This is a genomic window from Nitrosopumilaceae archaeon AB1(1) (genome assembly GCA_033471095.1).
Taxonomy (GTDB): Archaea; Thermoproteota; Nitrososphaeria; order Nitrososphaerales; family Nitrosopumilaceae; genus Nitrosoabyssus; species Nitrosoabyssus spongiisocia.
The window spans coordinates 1,100,852-1,118,699 of the sequence record CP136752.1; the positions used below are offsets into that span (position 1 = coordinate 1,100,852).

General features: G+C 31.9%; 6 protein-coding genes. 5 read left to right on the forward strand and 1 reads right to left on the reverse strand.

Annotated features, from left to right (window positions below):
* Positions 1-80 precede the first annotated feature (80 nt).
* Positions 81-4,706, forward strand: a complete 4,626-nt coding sequence (locus tag R1F52_06520; protein ID WOV92759.1) for a type ISP restriction/modification enzyme — start codon at positions 81-83, stop codon at positions 4,704-4,706.
* A gap of 114 nt (positions 4,707-4,820) precedes the next feature.
* On the opposite strand, the gene R1F52_06525 is transcribed toward R1F52_06520, so the two are convergent.
* On the reverse strand, positions 4,821-5,585 hold the full coding sequence (locus R1F52_06525) for a class I SAM-dependent methyltransferase (protein WOV92760.1): 765 nt from the start codon (positions 5,583-5,585) through the stop codon (positions 4,821-4,823).
* Between the two features lie 353 nt (positions 5,586-5,938).
* Here R1F52_06525 and R1F52_06530 point away from each other — a divergent pair, with 353 nt between their 5' ends.
* The 4 genes from R1F52_06530 to R1F52_06545 all read left to right on the forward strand — a co-directional run bounded on the left by R1F52_06530 (position 5,939) and on the right by R1F52_06545 (position 17,807).
* Positions 5,939-7,870, forward strand: coding sequence for a P-loop NTPase fold protein (locus R1F52_06530; GenBank protein ID WOV92761.1), 1,932 nt, complete (start codon positions 5,939-5,941; stop codon positions 7,868-7,870).
* Between the two features lie 156 nt (positions 7,871-8,026).
* Positions 8,027-9,046, forward strand: coding sequence for a hypothetical protein (locus tag R1F52_06535; GenBank protein ID WOV92762.1), 1,020 nt, complete (start codon positions 8,027-8,029; stop codon positions 9,044-9,046).
* A 549-nt stretch (positions 9,047-9,595) separates the two neighbouring features.
* A complete protein-coding gene (locus R1F52_06540) occupies positions 9,596-17,245 on the forward strand; it encodes a DUF5011 domain-containing protein (GenBank protein WOV92763.1) in 7,650 nt (2,549 codons plus the stop codon).
* On the forward strand, positions 17,211-17,807 hold the full coding sequence (locus R1F52_06545; GenBank protein ID WOV92764.1) for a CFI-box-CTERM domain-containing protein: 597 nt from the start codon (positions 17,211-17,213) through the stop codon (positions 17,805-17,807). The genes R1F52_06540 and R1F52_06545 overlap by 35 nt, the downstream gene beginning before the upstream one ends.
* The last annotated feature ends 41 nt before the right edge of the window (positions 17,808-17,848 follow it).

Sequence of the window (17,848 nt, forward strand, 5' to 3'; positions counted from 1 at the left end):
CAATAGATGAAATGATACACTTTAAATTTATAACGTTATATTTTACCATAATTCTACTAATTATATGAGTGTTGATTTATTTGACTCAGACATTTGAAACTATTTTAAGTAAGATCAGAAAAGAATCAAAAAATACTGTTGAGTTAGGAACCAAATTTGAAAAACTGACCAAAGATTTTCTTACCACAGACAAACATTATGCCAACAGATTTGAAAAAATTTGGTTATGGAAAGAATACCCAAAAAATGATGGACATGATACAGGCATAGATATTGTGGCTAAAGAAAGAGTGAGTGGAAATCTGTGTGCAATACAGTGCAAATGTTATGCAGATGATGGTACTTTGGATATGAAATCTGTATCGACATTTCTTGCCAAAGCCGCTTCCATGAAGATGAAAAATAAAATGCTCGTATATACTGGGGATAATATTACTGATCATGCTCAAAAGGTTACCAAAGACAGCAAGTGTACCATATTAAGAAAATATCATCTGCTAGATAGCAGTATTGAATGGAATACTTTTCCAAAATTATCTGTAAAGAATCCAAAGACGCTTCGACCACATCAACAAATCGCTGTTAAAGATGTGCTGCATGGACTAAGTACACATGACCGAGGAAAGATGATCATGGCATGTGGTACGGGTAAAACACTTGCATCACTACACATTGCTGAACAACAGGTAGGGAAGGGTGGAATTATATTATATCTAGTTCCATCAATATCTCTAATCCTACAAAGTATGAGACAGTGGTCTGAAAATGCTACATTGAAACATTACTATTTGGCAGTGTGTTCAGATAAAAGTACAGGCGAAGATGGATTTATTACTGAATTGGAATCTCCTGTATCTACAGATTATCAGACGTTATCACCATATTTGAAATCTAGACCAAAAAACACCCTTACTGTCATATTTTCTACATACCATTCTATTGATGTAGTGAGAAAGACTATGGGCAAACAATCCTTTGATCTCATTTTATGTGATGAAGCACATCGTACTACGGGCGTTGAAGATAAATCATTCTTTACTATAGTTCATAAAAATTCCAATATTAATGCTAAAAAAAGACTCTACATGACTGCCACTCCTCGTGTGTATAGTGATGTAATACAGGCTAAATTTGGTAAAGTGATCTATTCTATGGATGATGAAGAAAAATATGGACCTGAATTTCACAAACTTAGTTTTACAGATGCTGTGAAACAGAAAATTCTTGCTGATTTTAAAGTGAAAATTGCAATTGTTCCTGCAGATGTTGTAGACAAAGACTTTCAGCAGTCAGTTGCAGATAAGGATAATTCTATACCGCTTGATGAAAGAACTTTACTTGCTGCTGTTTGGCATGGTTTGAAATACCCTGATGATGATAAACATCCTAAATTACTACAAAGAGTGATCGCATTTGCAAATAGAATAGATCGTTCTATGATGTTTGCAGGCAAAATTACTGATGGTAATGATGTTAATAGAAGTTTTGCAAATGTTGTAAAACAATATGAAGAAAAAAAACACTCTGGATTTGGTGTGGATGTTGAACATGTTGATGGTAAAACCAAAGCACTTGAAAGACGTGATAAACTACGTTGGCTTGACGAGAGCACTAGTGATCCTAACACTTGTCGTATATTATCTAATGCCAGATGTCTTGCTGAAGGTGTAGATGTACCTGCACTTGATGGTGTCATATTTCTGAATCCACGTAAATCTCGCGTTGATGTAGTTCAGTCTGTCGGAAGAGTCATGCGCAAATCAAAAAATAAAGACTTTGGTTATGTGATATTGCCGGTTGCAATTCCTGCCGGAATTGAAAAACACGAGGCGTTGAATGACAACAAGACATTCAAGGTGGTATGGCAGGTACTTAACGCATTACGTTCTCATGACGAAGATTTTGGAAGTGAGATAAACACACTAATTTTGGATAAACGTACAGAGAACACAAACCCCACACCGCGAATAAGTGTATCAGTTTTAGATGATGGTTATGAGGATAAGGAAATTCAAACTAAATTCTTTGACAAAGTAAAATCCAAACTGGTTGAAAAAGTAGGTGATATTAATTATTATGATAAATATGGTCAGACCATAGGGCAGACTGCCCATACTATACAAGTTCGAATCAGAAATAAAATGAAATCAAATGGAATGATAAAACAGGAAATTCAAAAATTTCATTCCAGTCTTCAAATTATGATAAATGACTCTGTGACAGAGGAGGCCACTGTACAAGTAATATCTCAGCATATGGTATTATCTAGAGTGTTTGATGTATTATTTCAAGGTGAGTTTACATCATACAATCCCATATCAATCTCTTTTGATAAAATGATTAAGAAGATAAAACTTGATGAAGAACTTGAAGAATTAAAAGATTTTTATAATGATGTAAGAAATGAAACTAGACACATAACAACACGTGCAGCACGACAGGATTTTATTAAAAAAATATATGGGAACTTTTTTGAAAGTATTGATAAAAAAAATACTGAGCAACACGGTATCGTTTTCACGCCTGTTGAAATAGTAGATTTTATTATTCATAGTACACAACATTTATGTAAAAAACATTTTGATGTTGAATTTAATGACAAATCTGTAAAGATATTAGAACCATTTGCTGGAACTGGAACATTTATCACTAGACTTTTAGAGTCCGGTTTAATTACAAGTAATATCTATGAAAAATATAAACATGATTTGTATGCAAATGAACTTATTTTACTTGCATATTATATTGCGACGATAAATATTGAAACTACATATTCAAGTCTCCGAAAGGGTAGATATGTGCCATTTTCTGGAATGACTTATACAGACACTCTCCGAATTAATCCAAAATATAGACAGGGTAAATACTACAGACAAGAATCAAGTACATTAGATGATACATTCAAGGTTGCTCATGAGCGTATTAGAAATCAAAGAGGTTCACATATTCATATAATAATAGGTAATCCACCATATTCTGCTGGACAAAGCAATTACAACAATCAGAGCCCTAACGTATTATACCCTGAAATTGATAATAGTATTAAAAATACATATGCAAAAAAAACCACTGTATCTTCAATAAGAACCCTTCATGATTCTTACATTCGTTCTCTACGGTGGGCAAGTGATCGAATAGGCAAGTCTGGCATTATAGCATTTGTAACAAATGCTAGTTTTCTAAAATCAAACACGGCTGCTGGCGTCAGAGCATCTCTTGAAGAAGAGTTTAACGAAATTTGGTGTTTTGATTTAAAAGGTAATCAAAGAACGCAAGGTGAACTCTCAAAAAAGGAAGGCGGGAAAATATTTGGCTCGGGTTCACGAGCTCCTGTGGCAATAACAATACTGGTAAAGAATCCTGCCAAAAAAGGTTGTACTATACACTACAAAGATATTGGAAATTATTACAATAGAGAAAAAAAATTAGAAATGATAAAAAATGCAAAATCCATTCAGGGTATAAAAAATTGGGTAAACATAATACCAGATAAACATCATGACTGGATAGAGCAACGAAATGATACTTTTTCAAATTATACTTCATTAGGAACAAAAAATGCAAAATCTGGAAAGAGTGAAAATGTAATATTTCAAACATATTGTTTGGGAGTAGCAACTGGTCGTGATGTGTGGACCTACAATTCTTCTAAATCTGTTTTGACTAATAATATGCAACGACACATAAATTATTGTAATAAGCAGGGGTGGAATAAAAAATTGGTAAATCCGAAGCAAGCTAAATGGACTGAAGATCTTGTAAATAGACTTAAAAAAACTGAATCACATTTTGACAAAACTAAAATAAGACTGTCTCTATATAGACCGTTTTTTAAACAATATTTGTATTTTGATAGAGTTTTTAACAATCGCGTTTTTCTTATACCTAAGTTTTTTCCAGACAAAAATTCAAAAAATTTATTAATTATAGTACCTGATAAATTCATTGGGGAATTTTCTACATCAATAGTTAACATGATCCCAGATTTAGAAGTGATACATCATGCTCAATGTTTTCCGTTATACATCTATGAAAAAAATGGTAATAAAAAATTTAACATTACGAATTATATGCTTAATGAATATCAAAATTTTTATAATAATGTTAAAATAACAAAAATAGATATTTTTTATTATATATATGGAATATTACATCATACCGGATATCGTAAAAAATTCGCAGCAAATTTAATACGAGAATTACCTCATATCCCACTTGCTCCTGAATTTAAAAAATTCAGTGATGTGGGGAAAAGACTTGCAGAACTTCATTTAAATTTTGATACATGTAAACGATATAATCTGGGAAAACCAAAAAATAAATTTGATGGAGTGAAAAATCTTCGATTCAAAACCAAAAAAGAGGGTAAAAAACGAGTAAAAGATACTACTGTATTACAGATTAATAAAATTACCGTATTTGACAACATACCAAATATACAATATACAGTTAATGGCAGAACACCACTTGAATGGATAGTTGATAGATATAAAATCACAGCAGATAAAGATAGTGGCATAGTGAATGATCCTTGTAGTAATGTGGATATGATACCTATAATAGAAAGAGCTGTATATGTTGGTATAGAATCAGATAAAATCATACAAAGTTTACCTAAAGAGTTTGAACCAGAAGATTGGAGACCTAAAAAAACTGGACTAGATGAATTTAATGGTACTACTAAATCAACACAAAGTATGTTATGATATCGAGATGAAACCAAATGATAAAAATATGTAAAAAGTGATCTCAAAACAAAAATACCGCAATTTCATTTAATATTTGAAATTTATTTTTATAATCTAAAATATTGATTTTAATTAATTATGTTTTACAATTATTTCTCTAATATATGATTTTGGTTTTTTCTTATAGTATGGTTTTCTGTTACATATGGAATGAAGTTTGGAATATTTGTAATCTAGTTTATGCATAAATTTTTTAAACATACTATAATTATTCCAATTCTTCCTAATTATTTGTGCATAATCTAAAATTTTCTCTTTGCCTGCTACTCTATATACTCTAATATAACCGTCCTCTTCCATTTCCATTTTTATTAATTTATAGTAATTCCTCAGACCATGTTTTAATTTTGGCAAAGATATCACACAAATTTTAATTTTGTTGAAAAATCTGTCTTCATTTATATACTTTAGATTATTTGTTAGCATAATACCATCTGGTTTTAAAAACATAGAGCATTTTTCTATCATTTTTGCCAAGTCTTTGTTATTTTGAAAATATATCATATTCATTACAATTACAACATCAAATTTTCTCTGCGGTGTTATTTTCATAATATCATCACAAGTGAATACGTCTAAATTTTTACTAGCCTTATCTACTACATTTTCTGATCTATCAATACCTTCAATTGTACTATTAATATCATATTCATGTAATAATTTTTTCATAGATTTACCTGCTAGTCCTACTGAACATCCTACATCCAGGATTTCTAATGTTTTTTTATTCAATGATATTGCAAAATTATAAATGTTAAATGTTACACCCATCAATTCATACCTACCTTCAAAAGTAAAATTTGATGTCCAACCAGTATTTTTTAAATATTGAACCAATTTAAATCTCATGGTTTTTATATTTTTTAAATATTGAACCAATTTAAATCTCATGGTTTTTATATTTTTTAAATATTGAACCAATTTAAATCTCATGGTTTTTATATTTTTTTTAAATATTTAAAATTATTTTTCTGTTCAATATACACTGTAACTGTAATATCTTTGACTTGATTAAATTTGTTCATATCATTTTATTTGTATTAATTTAAGATAAGCTAAATACGGATTATATCATACTATTGTATATGATAAAGTCAAACATTTCATTTTCGTTGGATTGAAAATTAGTTTATCCATTAATTATGTGATAGTAGGTAGAATTTTTAAGAATCGGTTAATAATTATAAAATATGACAGTACTACGTAAATTTTGGAATATATTCTTCAAAACTAAATTGAAGAGTAATCCGATTATTTATAATTCTGATGTTGCCATATCGAAGGAAGAAGACGATAAATTTCTACATCGTCATTACGCGTCCGTCTTAAAAGACATTCTATTAAAATCCAAAACCCCAATTAATATTGGATTATTTGGAAAATGGGGTGTTGGAAAATCCTCTGTTTTACATTTATTTGAAGAATGTGTTGATAGAGATATAGAATTGTCCAATTTTACATATGTGGAAATTGACGTTTGGGGTTTGACTGAAGAATCGTTAAGAGAAGAAATTTTAGAGACAATCAATTTCAAATTAAAATGTCCTTTTAACAAAAATAATCTGGAGGACATTCTTTATAATGTCAGACAAACTAGTATAATACCAAAGAAACTTAGTGTTGCAGTACTCATAATTATTTTACATGTTTTGTTATTTAACTTTTTAATCAACAGTGAACTATTTAGCATATTTTCAATAATTACAGGTGGAGCACTTAGCGCTTTCGTAGTATTAACACAAACAATTCTGAATATAAACAAAAGAATGATATCTAAAACTACATCTGCAATTAAATTTAATGAAATTTATAAAAAAATAATTAATAAAAAAACAAAGAATGGAAAAAACTTAGTAGTCGCTTTTGATAATTTGGATCGATGTACAACTAGTGTAGTAATAAAAACTATAAGTATTATCCAAACATTTATGGTAAAGCCAAATTGTATAAATATATTAGCATGTGATGATCAAGCTTTGAATCTACATCTATCGCCTGATACCTCTAAGTATCCATCCAACTATGGAAATGAATTTCTCAATAAATTTTTCCAAGTATACCTAACTATTCCTCAGTTCATAGGAGTAAATCTTAGTGAGTATACCGAGTCTTTACTAAAAAAGTACAATGAATTTGATAACTCTGTCAAATCTGTTTTGATTTCTGGTGCGGTTCAAAACCCTAGGAAAATAAATCAATTCCTAAATATTGCAGCAGCAATGTACAAACTAGCAGAATACAGAGAAAAAGATAAAATACTTGCTAATGGTACAATTACTAAATATCCGGGTTTCTTAATCAAAATTATAATTTTGAAGCAAGAGTGGCCTGAATTTTATGAAAAATTAAACCATAATCCAGAATTACTTGTTCCAAATAAGAATGACGAAGAGGCATCAATTATTGAATTACAACGTAATGACGATAAACAATTATTGAAAATGGAGACAACCCGTCTTAAAAAATTTCTAGAATCCACAGAATATATAACAGTAAAAGATATACAACCCTTTTTACAACTGTCTCAAAAATCATATAAAACAACTTTGGGTATTGATAAATTTGAAGATGCCGTTTTAATTGCAGATGATAAAGTTATAGAATTATTCAAAGATTTGGATGAAAAGAAACAAGGTAAATACATTGACAAACTCAATGATATGACCTTGGAAGAATATAGTGATCAGAATACACTGGTTAATTGTATGTTATCGATGATAAAAATTTTTGAGTATGTTAAAGAAACACCAAAACATGGGTATGGAGTTACTTTGGGAAAGCTTTTAACACGTTTGTGTACAAGTTTTAACTACAACTTCAATCTAAATAAAGAATCTGCATTTCCAATATTAACTACAATTCCAGAATCATATTCGAATGGATTTTACAACTATATGTTAAAACGTATTTTTTCAACTCCTTTAAATGAACATGATCTTGATATATTTTTGAAATATGGTTCACAAATACCAGAAATACATATGCAAAATCTTGACGAACAACTAAGTGATGCTTTACAAGCGAATAAATTTGAACCTTCATTTCTAATTAAATATATACAAGAATATAACTGGAATAAAAATAACATCCGAAACCCTCAAACACAATCAAAAATTTTATAAACCTTATTAAATTTAATGATGAACAAATTGATNATAAAATATAGAAATTTGTATATGGAAATTGAAAGTAGTATTAATAATTCTGAACGAACTCTTTTTTCATCGAATATTATAAGAATTTTAAAAAATGTGAAAGAAACACATTTAGTACCAAATTTGCTTTTAGATTACCTCGAAACTTCTTTAAATGAAAAAACCGAAGAAATATTTCCATTACAGAGTGATATACTTTCTGAACTTTGTATGACGATTAGTCATATTATTGATGTGATACAGTGTGATCGAATTCTGAAAGTTATATTTGAATTAAAACAACAACAAAATGATATTTCTACATTGGAGAAACCACAATATTTTGAAACTTTGATACTAAATTATGTAAATAAATGTGATGAGGGGAGATTAAAGACTTTGATGGATACTCTATATGTGAAGAAGTACAAATTAAACAAGAATGAATTACTTCAAATATTCAAAAGATATAGAGAGTTAACCACAATTGATAATACCATGATTCAATATTTATTAAAAATTAAAGACTCTAAATTAGAAAATACTATACTTGAAGGATTTGGTGACATAATTGTAAATAGAAATCCAAACATAATTCTGATATTACTGAATACAATGAGAGAGAATATCTCTGAATTTAATTCTAATTTAATACAAAAAATTATTAAGTTGTGTATCAAAGAGGCAGAAGATACAAAACACCCATTCCGTTATTTGTTATATGACTATGTGTGTGATTTAAATCCTAGTAAGAACGATAAATATAAAATCACAGTATACACAAATTCATTGTTATGTGACGACCAAATTGAAATACAGAATAAAGGACTATTTTTACTAAAGAAATTAAACTCTCAACAATCAGATAAGTCAACACCAATTGGCATAAATTCTATAATTACATTAATATCAAAAATTTATGAGCGTGATATCACTAGAACGTTTGAACTTTTAAATGATATTTATCAATACAAAGACAATTTGTCAAGTGAACAAAAAAATGATTTAATAAATTTATTGATTAAAATGTTACAAACTAATATTTCTATTGATGTTATTGATTATGTAGATAAGTTCATTCAAGGAAATAATACACGAATCAATGGAGATCATTATTTCACAATATTTGAGTACCGAAAAAATAGAGATCAAGGACAGATGTAAACTTTTTTTGGATTCTTATAAAACTAGTTTATCAACAACGCAAAAAAGAAAACTATCCAGTGGGACTAAATAATAAAATTGTGTTTGTAAAAATTTGTTAATTTTATACCCTATTCTGGAATAAACCACATTAGAATGAACACGATATAACTCTCAAACTGTATGCGTTCATGATATAAAAAATATTCTTAACTGTATAGAGGTTTGAGATTCTAGATATGTTGATATGTTGGATATATTTTGATTCCTTTTAGATATAACACTGTAAAATTCTATCCAGTTGTGAATATTCACATTTCGTGAAATTCATCATACATTTAATAAAAAATATAGAAGGGATTCAGTGAGCACCCCATTAAATCTCTGCTGTTCCTGTGGTCTGAACCCACTGTGGGCTCAGACCCCTCCTGGTCCACTCCTACTGTGGGCTCAGACCCTGATTCTCTCTACATTCTAAAACAAATTCCTAATTGAATAGGATTCCTAAAAGTGCTGAATTTGGACTGTATTTGTAATAGTTTTTTATAGCACTCATGCAAAACCTCATTATTGAATTTATACATATATGGTGACTTGTTACATTCTACTCTTAGAACTCTGAGCATATTTGTTTTCATTATGCTCTCTACAACTATTCTTTTTACTATGGAATCTGCCTTTGCACAGACAACAAATCCAATAATTACTCTCACCGGTTCCAATCCACAATATGTAGAACGTGGCTCACTCTATACTGAATTTGGTGCTACTACCAATGACAGTAGTAGTATAACAATAGGAGGTGACACTGTTAATGTCAACATACCGGGAAATTATACCGTGACATACACTGTAACAAATTCATCACATGTGCAAGAAAATAGAATTGTGGTTGTTCAAGATACTATTAGTCCCACAGTTGTTGGTACTCCTGTTTATGATACACAAATACATACTCTGACTATAAAATTTAGTGAAAATGTAACAATTAATATTGCAAACTTGAATATCGGGGGATTACACGCACCTACTAGTATTAATTATTCAAACAATCCAACTCTACCCATATTTTTTAATAGTGGAACAACTAGTTTTCTAACCGGTGGATCAGAGGGAAATGCTGACACTGTTTTTATTAATTTTAACACTGTTTCAGATATTTCAAATAATACTTTGCGTGCATCAAATTATATGTTAGTACTACATAATGGATTAGATATCACTCTACATGGTTCCAATCCACAATATGTAGAATTTGGCTCAAACTATACTGAACTTGGAGCTGCTGTTAGTTTCTATGCCGATTTAACAATAAATGATTCATCTGTAGATATTACCACACTGGGAAACTATACTGTTATCTACACTGCAATCAATTCAACAAACTCATCACATGTTGTACAAGTGAATAGAACTGTGGTTGTTCAAGACACCACTGCTCCAATAATTACTCTCATAGGTAATAGCACACAATATGTAGAATTTGCCTCAAACTATACAGATCTTAATGCCACCACAGATGATGGTACTAGTGTAATAATAGGCGGTGATCCTGTCAATATCACACAAATAGGAAACTATACTGTAACTTATGATGCAACAGATACGGCAGGAAATATTGCTACTCAAGTGAATAGAATTGTAATTGTTCAAGACACCAATGCCCCAATAATTACTCTCACCGGTTCCAATCCACAATATGTAGAACGTGGCTCACCCTATACTGAATTGGGTGCTACTACTAATGACAGTAGTGGTATAACAATAGGAGGTGACACTGTTAATATCAACATACCGGGAAATTATACCGTGACATACACTGTAACAAATTCATCACATGTGCAAGAAAATAGAATAGTGGTTGTTCAAGATACTATTAGTCCCACAGTTGTTGGTACTCCTGTTTATGATACACAAATACATACTCTGACTATAAAATTTAGTGAAAATGTAACAATTAATATTGCAAACTTGAATATCGGGGGATTACACGCACCTACTAGTATTAATTATTCAAACAATCCAACTCTACCCATATTTTTTAATAGTGGAACAACTAGTTTTCTAACCGGTGGATCAGAGGGAAATGCTGACACTGTTTTTATTAATTTTAACACTGTTTCGGATATTTCAAATAATACTTTGCGTGCATCAAATTATATGTTAGTACTACATAATGGATTAGATATCACTCTACATGGTTCCAATCCACAATATGTAGAATTTGGCTCAAACTATACTGAACTTGGAGCTGCTGTTAGTTTCTATGCCGATTTAACAATAAATGATTCATCTGTAGATATTACCACACTGGGAAACTATACTGTTATCTACACTGCAATCAATTCAACAAACTCATCACATGTTGTACAAGTGAATAGAACTGTGGTTGTTCAAGACACCACTGCTCCAATAATTACTCTCATAGGTAATAGCACACAATATGTAGAATTTGCCTCAAACTATACAGATCTTAATGCCACCACAGATGATGGTACTAGTGTAATAATAGGCGGTGATCCTGTCAATATCACACAAATAGGAAACTATACTGTAACTTATGATGCAACAGATACGGCAGGAAATATTGCTACTCAAGTGAATAGAATTGTAATTGTTCAAGACACCAATGCCCCAATAATTACTCTCACCGGTTCCAATCCACAATATGTAGAACGTGGCTCACTCTATACTGAATTTGGTGCTACTACCAATGACAGTAGTAGTATAACAATAGGAGGTGACACTGTTAATATCAACATACCGGGAAATTATACCGTGACATACACTGTAACAAATTCATCACATGTGCAAGAAAATAGAATAGTGGTTGTTCAAGATACTATTAGTCCCACAGTTGTTGGTACTCCTGTTTATGATACACAAATACATACTCTGACTATAAAATTTAGTGAAAATGTAACAATTAATATTGCAAACTTGAATATCGGGGGATTACACGCACCTACTAGTATTAATTATTCAAACAATCCAACTCTACCCATATTTTTTAATAGTGGAACAACTAGTTTTCTAACCGGTGGATCAGAGGGAAATGCTGACACTGTTTTTATTAATTTTAACACTGTTTCAGATATTTCAAATAATACTTTGCGTGCATCAAATTATATGTTAGTACTACATAATGGATTAGATATCACTCTACATGGTTCCAATCCACAATATGTAGAATTTGGCTCAAACTATACTGAACTTGGAGCTGCTGTTAGTTTCTATGCCGATTTAACAATAAATGATTCATCTGTAGATATTACCACACTGGGAAACTATACTGTTATCTACACTGCAATCAATTCAACAAACTCATCACATGTTGTACAAGTGAATAGAACTGTGGTTGTTCAAGACACCACTGCTCCAATAATTACTCTCATAGGTAATAGCACACAATATGTAGAATTTGCCTCAAACTATACAGATCTTAATGCCACCACAGATGATGGTACTAGTGTAATAATAGGCGGTGATCCTGTCAATATCACACAAATAGGAAACTATACTGTAACTTATGATGCAACAGATACGGCAGGAAATATTGCTACTCAAGTGAATAGAATTGTAATTGTTCAAGACACCAATGCCCCAATAATTACTCTCACCGGTTCCAATCCACAATATGTAGAACGTGGCTCACTCTATACTGAATTTGGTGCTACTACTAATGACAGTAGTAGTATAACAATAGGAGGTGACACTGTTAATATCAACATACCGGGAAATTATACCGTGACATACACTGTAACAAATTCATCACATGTGCAAGAAAATAGAATAGTGGTTGTTCAAGATACTATTAGTCCCACAGTTGTTGGTACTCCTGTTTATGATACACAAATACATACTCTGACTATAAAATTTAGTGAAAATGTAACAATTAATATTGCAAACTTGAATATCGGGGGATTACACGCACCTACTAGTATTAATTATTCAAACAATCCAACTCTACCCATATTTTTTAATAGTGGAACAACTAGTTTTCTAACCGGTGGATCAGAGGGAAATGCTGACACTGTTTTTATTAATTTTAACACTGTTTCAGATATTTCAAATAATACTTTGCGTGCATCAAATTATATGTTAGTACTACATAATGGATTAGATATCACTCTACATGGTTCCAATCCACAATATGTAGAATTTGGCTCAAACTATACTGAACTTGGAGCTGCTGTTAGTTTCTATGCCGATTTAACAATAAATGATTCATCTGTAGATATTACCACACTGGGAAACTATACTGTTATCTACACTGCAATCAATTCAACAAACTCATCACATGTTGTACAAGTGAATAGAACTGTGGTTGTTCAAGACACCACTGCTCCAATAATTACTCTCATAGGTAATAGCACACAATATGTAGAATTTGCCTCAAACTATACAGATCTTAATGCCACCACAGATGATGGTACTAGTGTAATAATAGGCGGTGATCCTGTCAATATCACACAAATAGGAAACTATACTGTAACTTATGATGCAACAGATACGGCAGGAAATATTGCTACTCAAGTGAATAGAATTGTAATTGTTCAAGACACCAATGCCCCAATAATTACTCTCACCGGTTCCAATCCACAATATGTAGAACGTGGCTCACCCTATACTGAATTGGGTGCTACTACTAATGACAGTAGTGGTATAACAATAGGAGGTGACACTGTTAATATCAACATACCGGGAAATTATACCGTGACATACACTGTAACAAATTCATCACATGTACAAGAAAATAGAATAGTGGTTGTTCAAGACACCAATGCCCCAATAATTACTCTCATAGGTAATAGCACACAATATATAGAATTTGCCTCAAACTATACAGATCTTAATGCCACCACAGATGATGGTACTAGTGTAATAATAGGCGGTGATCCTGTCAATATCACACAAATAGGAAACTATACTGTAACTTATGATGCAACAGATACGGCAGGAAATATTGCTACTCAAGTGAATAGAATTGTAATTGTTCAAGACACCACTGCCCCAATAATTACTCTCATAGGTAATAGCACACAATATATAGAATTTGCCTCAAACTATACAGATCTTAATGCCACCACAGATGATGGTACTAGTGTAATAATAGGCGGTGATCCTGTCAATATCACACAAATAGGAAACTATACTGTAACTTATGATGCAACAGATACGGCAGGAAATATTGCTACTCAAGTGAATAGAATTGTAATTGTTCAAGACACCAATGCCCCAATAATTACTCTCATAGGTAATAGCACACAATATGTAGAATTTGCCTCAAACTATACAGATCTTAATGCCACCACAGATGATGGTACTAGTGTAATAATAGGCGGTGATCCTGTCAATATCACACAAATAGGAAACTATACTGTAACTTATGATGCAACAGATACGGCAGGAAATATTGCTACTCAAGTGAATAGAATTGTAATTGTTCAAGACACCACTGCCCCAATAATTACTCTCATAGGTAATAGCACACAATATATAGAATTTGCCTCAAACTATACAGATCTTAATGCCACCACAGATGATGGTACTAGTGTAATAATAGGCGGTGATCCTGTCAATATCACACAAATAGGAAACTATACTGTAACTTATGATGCAACAGATACGGCAGGAAATATTGCTACTCAAGTGAATAGAATTGTAATTGTTCAAGACACCACTGCCCCAATAATTACTCTCATAGGTAATAGCACACAATATGTAGAATTTGCCTCAAACTATACAGATCTTAATGCCACCACAGATGATGGTACTAGTGTAATAATAGGCGGTGATCCTGTCAATATCACACAAATAGGAAACTATACTGTAACTTATGATGCAACAGATACGGCAGGAAATATTGCTACTCAAGTGAATAGAATTGTAATTGTTCAAGACACCACTGCCCCAATAATTACTCTCACCGGTTCCAATCCACAATATGTAGAACGTGGCTCACCCTATACTGAATTGGGTGCTACTACTAATGACAGTAGTAGTATAACAATAGGAGGTGACACTGTTAATATCAACATACCGGGAAATTATACCGTGACATACACTGTAACAAATTCATCACATGTGCAAGAAAATAGAATAGTGGTTGTTCAAGATACTATTAGTCCCACAGTTGTTGGTACTCCTGTTTATGATACACAAATACATACTCTGACTATAAAATTTAGTGAAAATGTAACAATTAATATTGCAAACTTGAATATCGGGGGATTACACGCACCTACTAGTATTAATTATTCAAACAATCCAACTCTACCCATATTTTTTAATAGTGGAACAACTAGTTTTCTAACCGGTGGATCAGAGGGAAATGCTGACACTGTTTTTATTAATTTTAACACTGTTTCAGATATTTCAAATAATACTTTGCGTGCATCAAATTATATGTTAGTACTACATAATGGATTAGATATCACTCTACATGGTTCCAATCCACAATATGTAGAATTTGGCTCAAACTATACTGAACTTGGAGTTGCTGTTAGTTTCTATGCCGATTTAACAATAAATGATTCATCTGTAGATATTACCACACTGGGAAACTATACTGTTATCTACACTGCAATCAATTCAACAAACTCATCACATGTTGTACAAGTGAATAGAACTGTGGTTGTTCAAGACACCACTGCCCCAATAATTACTCTCACCGGTTCCAATCCACAAATCATAGAACTCAACTCATCATACATTGAACTTGGTGCCACCGTTAACGGAAACTCCACACTAATAATAAACAACTCGTCTGTCAATACCACACAAATAGGAAACTATACTGTAACTTATGATGCAACAGATACGGCAGGAAATATTGCTACTCAAGTGAATAGAACTGTAATTGTTCGTGATACTACTCCCCCAACAATTGTCGGTATTCCTATCTATGAAACACAAACACATACCTTGACTATCACATTTAATGAAAATGTAAACATATCTAATCCTGCAGGATTTGGTATACTTGCAGGAAATAGTACCACTACTAGTATTGATTATTTAAATAATCCTACTTTGGTTCTAACTTTTACAAGTCAAGTAACTACTCTTCTACTTTCTCCAAATACACTACCCTCTGATGTCAGTGTGTTTGCTAATTCCAATTCTGTTCAAGATAATTCAAATAATGGTATAACTGCAGTAGCATCTAGTCCTTTAACCTTACAACATATTATTTTAGAAGATAATTTTGTAATAGACCCTTCTACTTTACATATAGACTCTGAAATTATTCTAAATTCTTCATATCATAATGTTACTATCAATTATACAGCTACTACAAACAGCACTATTAATCTAGATAGGGGACTGACTACTAAATTTGTATCTACAAATAATATCACACTCAATATTCCTACTGATACTGTTATCACTCATGATGGTACCTGGAATTCAGAATTTGTACTGCCACACTTTGACACTTTCATAGCACCTAATCCCCAAAACCCAGCCACCATAAACACTCCAATTATAGTTATAACTTTCGGTTCTCTAAATACATCTCTTAATCTAAACAAAATCGCAGATATTGTATTTGAAGGTTATGGGGGGATGAATTATAGCGCATATTATCAAAGTTCTGCTCCTGGTTCTATTCCACAATTTATCTCCAATTGTGGTATTAGTAATGTTACCGAAATTACCAATTTACTTACAAATACATCTACAAATGAATGTGTGGTTGATGATGGAATGAATGTAATTTTCTATACAAACCATTTTACTACTTTTGCTCTGATATCCTCTTCAATTATTGCTACTAGTTTACCTAATACTGGAATAACACCTGTATCTGTTGGTGGCGGCGGCGGTGGTGGGAACTCTGGAGGTGTAGGAAATATACTATCTAGTGGTCACAACCCCCTGATGGCTGAATCTACACTCTATTCAATATCTTGGAAAGTGTCTGATGGTAAAAAACTGATTGAAATCGTTGCCGGGCCTTTATCTGATAATGCTTTTGTAACTATTAGTAGTGCCAACGTAGGAATTGTAACTACAGAGCCCTCTTCTTCACAGCCATATACTGATAGAGTCATCTATCTTGGTCAAGTTGGCTCTGATGAAAAATTTGTATATATAAAGGCTGGTGTATATGCTAATACTTTTTTTACAAGTGAGCAAAAACTAGTCAATATTTCAGAACCTACAGGCTCTGTAACATTTGATTCTATGTCTGCTTTCAGCTCAAACTCCTGATGGAACCATGATGTCTAGTGATACTATAGATGATACCCTGATGACCGATGATATTATAGAAGATACCCTGATGACTGATGATACTATAAATGATACCCTGATGACTAATGCAATGAATAACACCATGAATAACACCATGATGAATAATGAAAAGATGGCGTCTTTGCCTGATTCTGATGGCGGTTGTCTAGTTGCAACTGCAGCATATGGTACTGAACTATCACAGCAAGTACAACTCCTCAGAGAAGTACGTGATGTAACTTTGATGAATACCGTACATGGAGCATCATTTATGACATCATTCAGTCAAATCTATTATACATTCTCTCCTGTAATTGCAGATGTAGAGCGTGAAAACTCTCTACTACGTGGTATGCTTCAAACTCTGCTCTATCCTCTGCTTTCTAGTATATCTATAATGACTCTGTCTGATGGCTCTGAGGTGCAAACCCTTGGTTTGGGACTGGCAGTAATACTTTTCAACATTTTATTATACATCAGTGCTCCGATCTTTGCTATTTATTATATAAAACGTATCATATTACTAAAATGTAATATCTGATACTTTTCTGTATTGTTCCAAATCTAATGTTTTTTGGAACA

Bases quoted from the DNA above. Each gene is read 5' to 3' on its own strand.
- R1F52_06530 (WOV92761.1), top strand. From the start codon at position 5,939: ATGACAGTACTACGTAAATTTTGGAATATATTCTTCAAAACTAAATTG.